At 45.4% G+C, this 8,659-nt stretch carries 9 protein-coding genes and 1 tRNA gene; 5 read left to right on the forward strand and 5 right to left on the reverse strand.

Annotation, left to right across the window (positions count from 1 at the left end; translation table 11 throughout):
* Window positions 1–37 precede the first annotated feature (37 nt).
* Both B3M51_RS00195 and B3M51_RS00200 read right to left on the reverse strand, forming a co-directional pair.
* A complete protein-coding gene (locus B3M51_RS00195) occupies window positions 38–526 on the reverse strand; it encodes a thiosulfate oxidation carrier protein SoxY (RefSeq protein WP_292483483.1) in 489 nt (162 codons plus the stop codon).
* Window positions 523–1,971: a M48 family metalloprotease gene (locus B3M51_RS00200; RefSeq protein WP_292756031.1), complete on the reverse strand. Its 1,449-nt coding sequence runs from the start codon at window positions 1,969–1,971 to the stop codon at window positions 523–525. Before B3M51_RS00200 ends, B3M51_RS00195 begins: the two co-directional genes overlap by 4 nt.
* Window positions 1,972–2,067: 96 nt before the next feature.
* On the opposite strand from B3M51_RS00200, the gene B3M51_RS00205 reads away from it, so the two are divergent.
* Genes B3M51_RS00205 through B3M51_RS00215 form a run of 3 tightly spaced genes read left to right on the forward strand, consistent with a single transcriptional unit; the run spans window position 2,068 to window position 3,428 of the window.
* Entirely contained in the window at window positions 2,068–2,301 is a 234-nt protein-coding gene (locus tag B3M51_RS00205; protein ID WP_292483488.1) for a sulfurtransferase TusA family protein, read from the forward strand.
* Between the two features lie 4 nt (window positions 2,302–2,305).
* Window positions 2,306–2,770, forward strand: coding sequence for a sulfur carrier protein DsrE2 (dsrE2, locus tag B3M51_RS00210; RefSeq protein WP_292483490.1), 465 nt, complete (start codon window positions 2,306–2,308; stop codon window positions 2,768–2,770).
* Window positions 2,771–2,804: 34 nt separating this feature from the next.
* On the forward strand, window positions 2,805–3,428 hold the full coding sequence (locus B3M51_RS00215; RefSeq protein ID WP_292756033.1) for a DUF502 domain-containing protein: 624 nt from the start codon (window positions 2,805–2,807) through the stop codon (window positions 3,426–3,428).
* Window positions 3,429–3,660: 232 nt separating this feature from the next.
* Here B3M51_RS00215 and B3M51_RS00220 read toward each other — a convergent pair.
* Window positions 3,661–3,737, reverse strand: a tRNA-Arg gene (locus tag B3M51_RS00220).
* Window positions 3,738–3,851: 114 nt separating this feature from the next.
* Entirely contained in the window at window positions 3,852–4,862 is a 1,011-nt protein-coding gene (locus B3M51_RS00225; protein WP_292479283.1) for a zinc-dependent alcohol dehydrogenase family protein, read from the reverse strand.
* 138 nt (window positions 4,863–5,000) lie between these two features.
* Here B3M51_RS00225 and B3M51_RS00230 point away from each other — a divergent pair, with 138 nt between their 5' ends.
* Window positions 5,001–5,273 carry a winged helix-turn-helix transcriptional regulator gene (locus tag B3M51_RS00230; RefSeq protein ID WP_292479285.1) on the forward strand — a complete coding sequence of 91 codons (273 nt, stop codon included), beginning with the start codon at window positions 5,001–5,003 and terminating at the stop codon, window positions 5,271–5,273.
* 298 nt (window positions 5,274–5,571) lie between these two features.
* A complete protein-coding gene (gene ilvD / locus B3M51_RS00235; protein WP_292756035.1) occupies window positions 5,572–7,245 on the forward strand; it encodes a dihydroxy-acid dehydratase in 1,674 nt (557 codons plus the stop codon).
* Window positions 7,246–7,398: 153 nt separating this feature from the next.
* Here the strand turns inward: ilvD and B3M51_RS00240 are convergent, their stop codons facing one another.
* Complete coding sequence (locus B3M51_RS00240) at window positions 7,399–8,382, reverse strand: hypothetical protein (RefSeq protein ID WP_292479288.1); 984 nt, start codon at window positions 8,380–8,382, stop codon at window positions 7,399–7,401.
* Window positions 8,383–8,659 lie beyond the last annotated feature (277 nt).

The raw sequence follows: 8,659 nt of genomic DNA on the forward strand, positions 1-8,659 counted from the left end.
AATTTGGCCCGTATTCTATCTCTGGTTTGGGTTGTCATCAGGCACACCCACCAATATCAATCTCTACATAACGACTGGTTCGGTAAAGCTTGCCGTCGGCTCTGACCATGGCAATTATCTCTGAATCTTCGGCGACTTTGAGCATTGTTTTAAAGGGAAAGCTGACCGCTGAAGTCGGTTCAAGAGCCATTGCCAGAGGAAAAGGGTTTTTCTCTACCAATAACGCCACTCGCTGAATATTTTCCAGACTGCTGCTGATTTCAACCGGAACACTGGCTCCATTCACAGCATAAGTAGGAGGAGAGCCAATCGTGAATTGAATGGCTTCTTCATTAACCTCTTCTGCTTCTCCAAGAAACGTTAAAATTGCATCTTCCAATGTTTCTGCGTTGAAAGCATCCTGAGGCCAATGTGCTAACAGAGTTCTTGGAGCCATTAAACCACTTGCCGCTACCAAAGCCAGCGTTGAAGCAGAGATGGATTGCTTTATTAATTTTCGACGATATTCATCAAAATTATCTCTCATCGAATTTCTTCCATCATCGCGATATCCGTTTCAATCTGTCGTAAACGTGAGCTGATTTTAGCGAGTTCAAACTCATCACCTCGGGCATAGTCTGCTGCAATTCTGAGCTGATCTGCTGCCTGCATCAACTGTCCAGAACTATGATAATGCTCTGCCAGCCAGACATGTGATTTACTTTTCTGCCCCATGTCACCGTAAGCTTTGGCCAATAATCTGTATAAATCTGCCGAGGATTCCCCTACATCCAGTTGACGCTGCAAAATAGTAATAGCTTTACGCGGTTGATTTGCTCTCAACAAGGCTTGTACTTGCTTGATAGAAAGCGCCCAGTCATCCGGATAAACTCGCTGAAAATCATTATAAATTGCCAACGCGGCATCCATTCTTCCCAACGCAATTTCGATATCCGCCAGCACCAGATGATAGCTTAACTGATTATCATCCAAATCAATTAAGTCATTAATTTCGTCACGAGCCTGGGTATAGTTACTATTTTTCAATAATGCCAGTGCATAACCATATCGCGTGACAGATTCATCTTCTGCTGTGTTGTCTTTCAGCTTATCTTCATATGTTTTGATTAATTCACGCAGATTTGAAGATGTCATGACACGCACTTTTTCACGCATCAGATAAAACTTTTTGGTATCTCTTATCTGGGGCCGTGGCTCAAGATTGGCAGCACGTCCACGGGCATCTGCAATACGGGAGACTGTGATTGGGTGGGTTCTGAGAAATTCCGGAATCTGGTTGCCACCATAGAAGCGTCCTGCAATCTGCAACCGCTCAAAAAAACGTGGCATAGCATTGGGATCAAAACCCGCATTGACAAGCGTTTGCATGCCCAAATTATCAGCTTCAGCTTCATGTGCCCGACTGTAATCCAGTTGCATTTGCACATTGCCAGCCTGTACCGCCATGATGGCAGCAGACCCGGCACTGGGATCAGCCACCCCCAATAAAGCCGCAGCAATCATCGCAGCGGTCATCGGAATACTCATGCGTTTGGAACGTTCGAAATTACGTAGAATGTGACGTTGGGTAACGTGCGCGATCTCATGCGCCATGACCGATGCCAGCTCACTTTCTGCTTCACTTGTCAGCATCAGACCGGTATGAATGCCAATAAAACCGCCTGGCGCGGCAAAAGCGTTCACCGAATTGTCGGGCACAACAAAAAAGGTAAAAGAACGACCGGGATCATCACTATTCGTTACCAGACGATGTCCAAGTGAATTGATATAACTATTCACTTCCGGATCATCAACCAGCGTCACCGATTGTTGCAGGCTCCAGTAAAAAGACTGGCCGACCTGATATTCTTCCACTGGCGATACCAGCGCACCCGCACTGTCCCCCATTTCTGGCAACGCGATATCCAAGTTTGCCTGGGCAATGCTTTGATTGCTCATCAAAAATATAAATGTAGCGAAAAGATATTTCATAACGCCTATAGACCTTGGCTCAATAAGACCGGTTCCGCAAAGACAAAAACGACGCTTACGTTTATCATGTGAGCGGATATTTTAAAGGAAATCAGTATGTCAGATTTTGATACAGAAATTGATACATCAGGTTTAAACTGTCCACTTCCAGTGCTTAAAGCGCGTAAGATGCTCAACGAAATGTCCGCCTCTCAGCGACTAAGGCTCATTTGTACCGATACTGGCGCTTTAAAAGATATTCCGGCCTTCTGCAAAATGACCGGTAATCCGCTGCTTAGTAGCGACCAAGTCGACGGAAAACTGTATTTCATCATCGAAAAAGGGGCATGACTGCATGGCCAAAAAACTCGCCATTATTGCAAGTAAAGGCACGTTGGATGGTGCTTACCCCCCATTTTTACTGGCCTCTACAGCAGCAGCGCTAGGGTTTGAAGCCAAAATATTTTTTACCTTTTACGGTTTGCAATTGCTTAAGAAAGAGCTGTCTCTTAAAGTCTCACCTTTGGGCAACCCTGCTATGCCCATGCCTGTTCCGGTCCCCAGTATCGTTCAAATTATTCCAGGGCTTGAAGCCTTTGCTACCTGGATGATGCAACGCAAACTGAAAAAGAAAGGCGTTGCCAGTGTTGCTGAATTACGTGAGATTTGTCTGGAGTCAGATGTTGAATTAATTGCCTGCCAGATGACTGTTGATTTGTTTGATTTTAAAAATTCAGATTTTATCGATGGAATCAGTCATGGAGGCGCTGCCACGTTTCTGGAATTTGCCAGCGAAGCCGATATAACTTTATACATCTGAATAACCGTATGCGGTTTGGAATAGGAACAGCTTTATGCCATTTGTCTGGAAGACTTTTTTAAAAGGTTTGGCGACAGCATTACCCGTCACCCTGACGCTTTATCTTATTTATTGGTTGGCTGTTACTGCAGAACGTGCATTACGCCCGATAATGATCGCCATTTTACCCTATGACTTTTACTGGCCAGGGCTGGGGCTATTGGCGGCTATAGGGTTAATTTTTGTGATTGGCATTGCAGTTAATGCCTGGCTGGTTAAACGACTGTTTGATATTGGTGAATCCATTCTGGATCGCATTCCGCTGGTGAAATCGATTCATGGTGCATTAAGAGATTTCACGCGCTTTTTCTCTCGCGAGAAACAGCAGGAAAGTCTCAGCAATGCTGTTGCAGTCACCATCGGTGGAGTTCAGCTGATTGGCTTTCTGGTTAAGGATAACGTTAGCCATGTATTGGGCATGGAGGACCAGGAAAATGATCTGGTCGCCATATACCTGCCAATGAGTTATCAGGTTGGCGGCTATACAATTTGCGTTTCACGAGATCAGGTTCGGTCGTTGGAAATGTCGAATGAAGACACTATGCGCTGGATCCTAACCGCAGGACTTTCAGACAGTGAAACAGAAAGCCATCAGCCAAAAATTATTGTTGAAAAATAACTTTTACATGACATCTGACAAAGGATTGTCTTTACTTTCTCATTTGCCCCATATCCATTAACTAGTGGGATTTTTATTCCTTTACCAACCTCAACTATCCCAATCTAATAAAGCTACTACTAACCTATAAATTTGTTACAAAAAATGAAGGTTCTAAAAATTGATGGAGGATATGCGAACGCCTCTCCCGCTATTTTTCATTCCCAATCAGAAATAATCTATTGATTATTAGTGGTGTCCCTGACAGGAGTCGAACCTGTGGCCTTCCCCTTAGGAGGGGGACGCTCTATCCATCTGAGCTACAGGGACATCGGCAGCAATTATAACAGGGCTGTTTTCAACAGACGAATACATAACCCTCTGAACGGATGCGGACCGGCCGCCAATAAAAAAAGCCCCTCAACGGGGGCTTTGAAATTTCATTTAAAACTCTAGACATATCTTACCAAAATGCTGATTTGTCTCCTGGTATTCAAATGCCTGCACGATGTCTCGCAAAGCAAATACGCGATCAACAATGGGTTTCATTTCATTGACCTCGATGGACTTAATCATTTCCTGTTGCTGGACTCTGCTGCCGACAAGAACGCCCTGAAGTCTGGCTTGTTTGACAAATGACTTTACGATATTTATCTCACAAGTCTGTCCGGAGAGAATACCAATTAATGAGATTTGACCAGCTACACGGATAGCATTCAGAGACTGCTCCAATGTCTCAGCCCCACCAATATCTATGACATGGTCAACGCCTTTTCCTTCATTGAGCTCTCGGGCCAGGAAGCCCCATTTGGGTTCTTTTTTGTAATTAATCACATGATCCGCCCCCAGCGCTTTAAGCCGCTTGAGTTTTTCATCGCTAGATGAGGTGGCAATCACTTTCGCACCTGCCATTTTGGCAAACTGTAAGGCGAAAATGGATACGCCCCCGGTACCTTGAAGCAGCACAGTGTCACCGGACTTGAGCTGATTAAAATCAAACAAAGCGCGCCATGCCGTCAGGGCTGCTGTCGTTAATGTTGCAGACTCGGTATGAGACCAGCCTGAGGGTGACTTGGTGAAAGCTTCAGCTTTTGCCGTGACATATTCTCTGGCATAACCATCGACTCCATCACCCGGCACTGTTGCAAAACCATCAACGACAGGTTCACCATTTAACCAAGATGGGAAAAAGGTACTGACGACGCTATCACCAACTTCAAATTCGGTTACGTCCGGTCCCACCTCTATTACTTCACCGGCACCATCAGCCATCGGTATTCTTTTCTCTGATGCAGGCCAGAGTCCCTTGACGACGGCATAATCGTGATAATTTAGCGAGTTAGCATGAAGTTTGACCATAATTTCGCCGCTCCTAGGTGATTTTGCTTCTGATTCCCCTACGCTAACTTTATCAAAGCCACCACCCGCCTCGACGAAAATTGATTTACCTTTCATGTATGTTCTCCAGTTTATCGAAACATACAAACTAACATTCAGGTTACAATAGTCAACCAGTTAACTTTTTGTAACCTACAAATCATTATGAGAGAAAACGACCAGACGTGTTATAAACCCTGCCCAGTTGAGCGGGGGATGAGAATTATTGGTAATAAATGGACCGGCTCAATTTTGTGGCACCTGAAAGATCACCCCATGCGCTTTAATGAAATTGCGAGACAACTTGCCGGGGCCAGTAAAAAAGTCCTGGCAGAACGGTTGAAGGCAATGGAAGAAAATAAACTTATCACCAGAGAAGTGATCGCAAGTAAACCTGTCGCCGTCCAATATACCATTGTGGCCAGAGGATTGAGTGCATTGACTATCCTAGAAGAACTAAAAAATTGGACGCTTGAAAATGGGCTTTAGCTTATCTTGTATTGGACGCTCTATCCATCTGAGCTACAGGGACATCGGCGGCAATTATAACAGCACTCGCTAATCACTTTTATTCTCGCTCTTTTTATCTGAATGATTTTTCTATTGCCGGCTACAGCATTAAGGGCAGATTCAAGGATGCCAAACGTTACTAATTGTCGGTTGCGTATAGAAACTGATAAGGTCTTAATCTGAAGTCAAACACATCAAATTAGCATTGAGCCTCACTGATGAGCTCCGGTCTGATTTTGACGTTGGGCTTACCTTAATTTATCGGATAGATCAGGCAATGACAGAAACACGCAAATATTCATCCTCAGTAGTAGATGGCACCGGCAAAGCACCAGCAAGAGCGATGCTTCGCGCTGTTGGGTTCGATGATGCCGATTTTAACAAACCCCAGATTGGCATAGCATCTACCTGGAGCATGGTCACGCCTTGTAATATGCATATTAATCATCTCGCTGACTTCGCCTGTCAAGGCGCCAACGAAGCGGGTGGAAAAGGCGTTATCTTCAACACCATTACCATTTCTGATGGTATTGCTAATGGCACTATTGGCATGAAATATTCACTGGTTTCCCGTGAAGTCATTGCAGATTCAATCGAGGCCGTCGCCGGCTGCCAGGGATTTGATGGACTGATCGCAATTGGTGGCTGCGATAAAAACATGCCGGGCTGTCTAATCGGTCTTGCCCGTCTCAATCGACCGGCGGTATTTATCTATGGTGGTACGATTCAGCCTGGTGCAGGTCATACCGATATTGTTTCTGTCTTTGAGGCAGTTGGGCAACATGCCCGGGGAGATATGACGTCTGCTGAATTACAGCAAGTTGAAAAAACGGCTATTCCCGGTGCTGGTTCATGTGGTGGCATGTACACGGCCAACACCATGGCTTCAGCAATTGAAGCATTGGGTATGAGTCTGCCAAACAGTTCGGCACAAGAAGCAGTATCTCTCTCCAAAACAGAAGATTGCCTCAGAGCAGGCGCTGTAGTGATGTATATGCTCGAACACGACATTAAACCCACCGACATCATGACCCGGCAGGCTTTTGAAAATGCCATTACCACACTTATTGCGCTGGGAGGTTCGACAAATGCGGTTTTACATATGTTGGCGATGGCCCATGCGGTGGATGTTGAACTCACATTAGATGATTTCGCCCGGATCGGCAGTCAAGTCCCGGTACTGGCTGACCTGCGTCCCAGCGGCAAATACATGATGTCGGAACTGATTGCTATCGGGGGTATTCAGCCATTGATGAAAGATCTGTTGGATCGTGGCTTGTTACATGGCGATTGCCTGACCGTAACAGGTAAAACCCTGGCAGAAAATCTGGCCGATGTAGCGCCCTATCCTGCCGATCAGGATATTATTCGTCCATTTGACCAGCCCATCAAAAAAGACAGCCATCTGGTCATTCTTAAAGGTAATTTAGCACCAGAAGGTGCTGTCGCTAAAATCACTGGCAAGGAAGGGTTACGTTTTACCGGTAAAGCCCGGGTGTTTCATTCTGAAGAAGAGGCACAACAGGACATTTTGAATGGCACCGTGGTGAAAGGTGATGTCATCGTTATCCGTTATGAGGGCCCGAAAGGTGGCCCCGGTATGCGGGAAATGCTTAGCCCTACTTCAGCCGTTATCGGCAAAGGTCTTGGTAACGACGTTGCCTTAATAACCGATGGTCGTTTCTCAGGTGGAAGTCATGGTTTTGTGGTTGGACACATAACCCCTGAAGCTTTTGATGGCGGCCCGATTGCACTGATTGAAAACGGTGATCAAATTACCATTGATGCAGAAACGGCTGAAATCACCCTTCATTTGAGTGATAGTGATATCGAAAAAAGACGTATGGCATGGAAACCAATTCCCCCCCGCTATACCCGAGGAGTTTTAGCTAAATATGCCAAAACCGTCTCTTCAGCATCTGAAGGGGCAGTTACTGATAAAAATTTATGAGTCTCTTCGTAAACCATAAACCGAAATTTCTAAACCACTAGAAAAACAAAACCCACTGCACATTTGTGCAGTGGGTTAGAAGGATCTGACTAACTAATTTGCATTAGCCCTTTTGTTGCAAAGCAAATCTTTGAATAGTTCACGGACACAATTTTATACTACTGAACGGCGACCAAACACACCGGCAGCAGTTGCCGCTCCAAGACCGAGAAGAGATGCAATAAAAAGCCACAGCGCAGCCGCAGCGACCGCATCCTGAATATCTTTAGCCTCGGCAATTATTTGTTCCTGTAATTCAGAAACAGTCTGACGCAAAGTTTCCACAGCTGAGTTAAAAACATCCTGTACTTCGTTTACTAATTCTTGGGCTTGGGCAGGTGTGATCCCGAGACGCGTTTCCAACGTATTTTGGGCTTGGTTTAGATCTTCATCGTTAAATACGGCATTTTCACCAATCACTAACCGGTCTAATAAATTGTTCATTTCTTCTGAGAATGTGTGGGGCTGTGCCACGATATCAGACAGTGTGGCGGTGACCAGCGATCGTGCCCGGTTCATTTCCTGCTGGCTAATCACATTTCGGAATGCTTCTCGTGCCTCAGCACGAAGTTGCGAGGGAGTCACGCCAGCTTCCTGCAGCGCTTGCTGAAGCTGAGGCGGCAAATCGGCCATAGAGATTGAACCGGATATCTCTGACATATCCGGCAGCGAAATATCTTCCGGTGTTATCGCTTTTACGGCACCGGCTGATGTTTCAGCTGTTTGTGCCACAAGAGATGATGACGTGCTGATGGCTGATGTCCCAGCATTAAGGCCCATATAAGCGACAGTAAGCGTAGTTAACGCCCAAACCGCCAAGCCGGCCAACGCAGCTGAATTTTTATCAAAGGTTGTCATAAAGCGGGCTGCTGCAAACCCACCCACAGCCAGCGAAATTAGTTGGGTGACAACAATATAAATTGCTGCGCCAATACCCAGGCCATCTCCTATCACCTCTAGACTCGCAATGCCTATTGACAGGCCGAGAAGAGTAAACATTACCATTAGCCCAAGTGCCACCACGGTGCCGGCAATGATGGCTGTCAAAGTGGAATGGTTGGAGACATAAGGTCCAGTATGAAGAGTAGTGTCTGTCATTGGTGACTCCTTATTTTTGTACTAGATGATTAATTCAAAAGTTATTGGTTGCTTTATACCTCATCATATTTATCGATTTTAATGGGCAGAATGGCTATTAACATAGCCTGATAGACTGAGTAAAACGACAATAACCTTCGGCTGAAAAACTAAATCTTTGTTACGGAAACAGCTTCAAATACTCGACCTTCAAATAGGTCATTATCGATTTTGCCGTTAACACTCACTCGATCACCCACGCTTAATTGCAGATATCCTTCATTGTCTAATGGATTAG

The sequence above is a fragment of the Methylophaga sp. UBA2689 genome, from assembly GCA_002354555.1.
Lineage (GTDB): Bacteria > Pseudomonadota > Gammaproteobacteria > Nitrosococcales > Methylophagaceae > Methylophaga.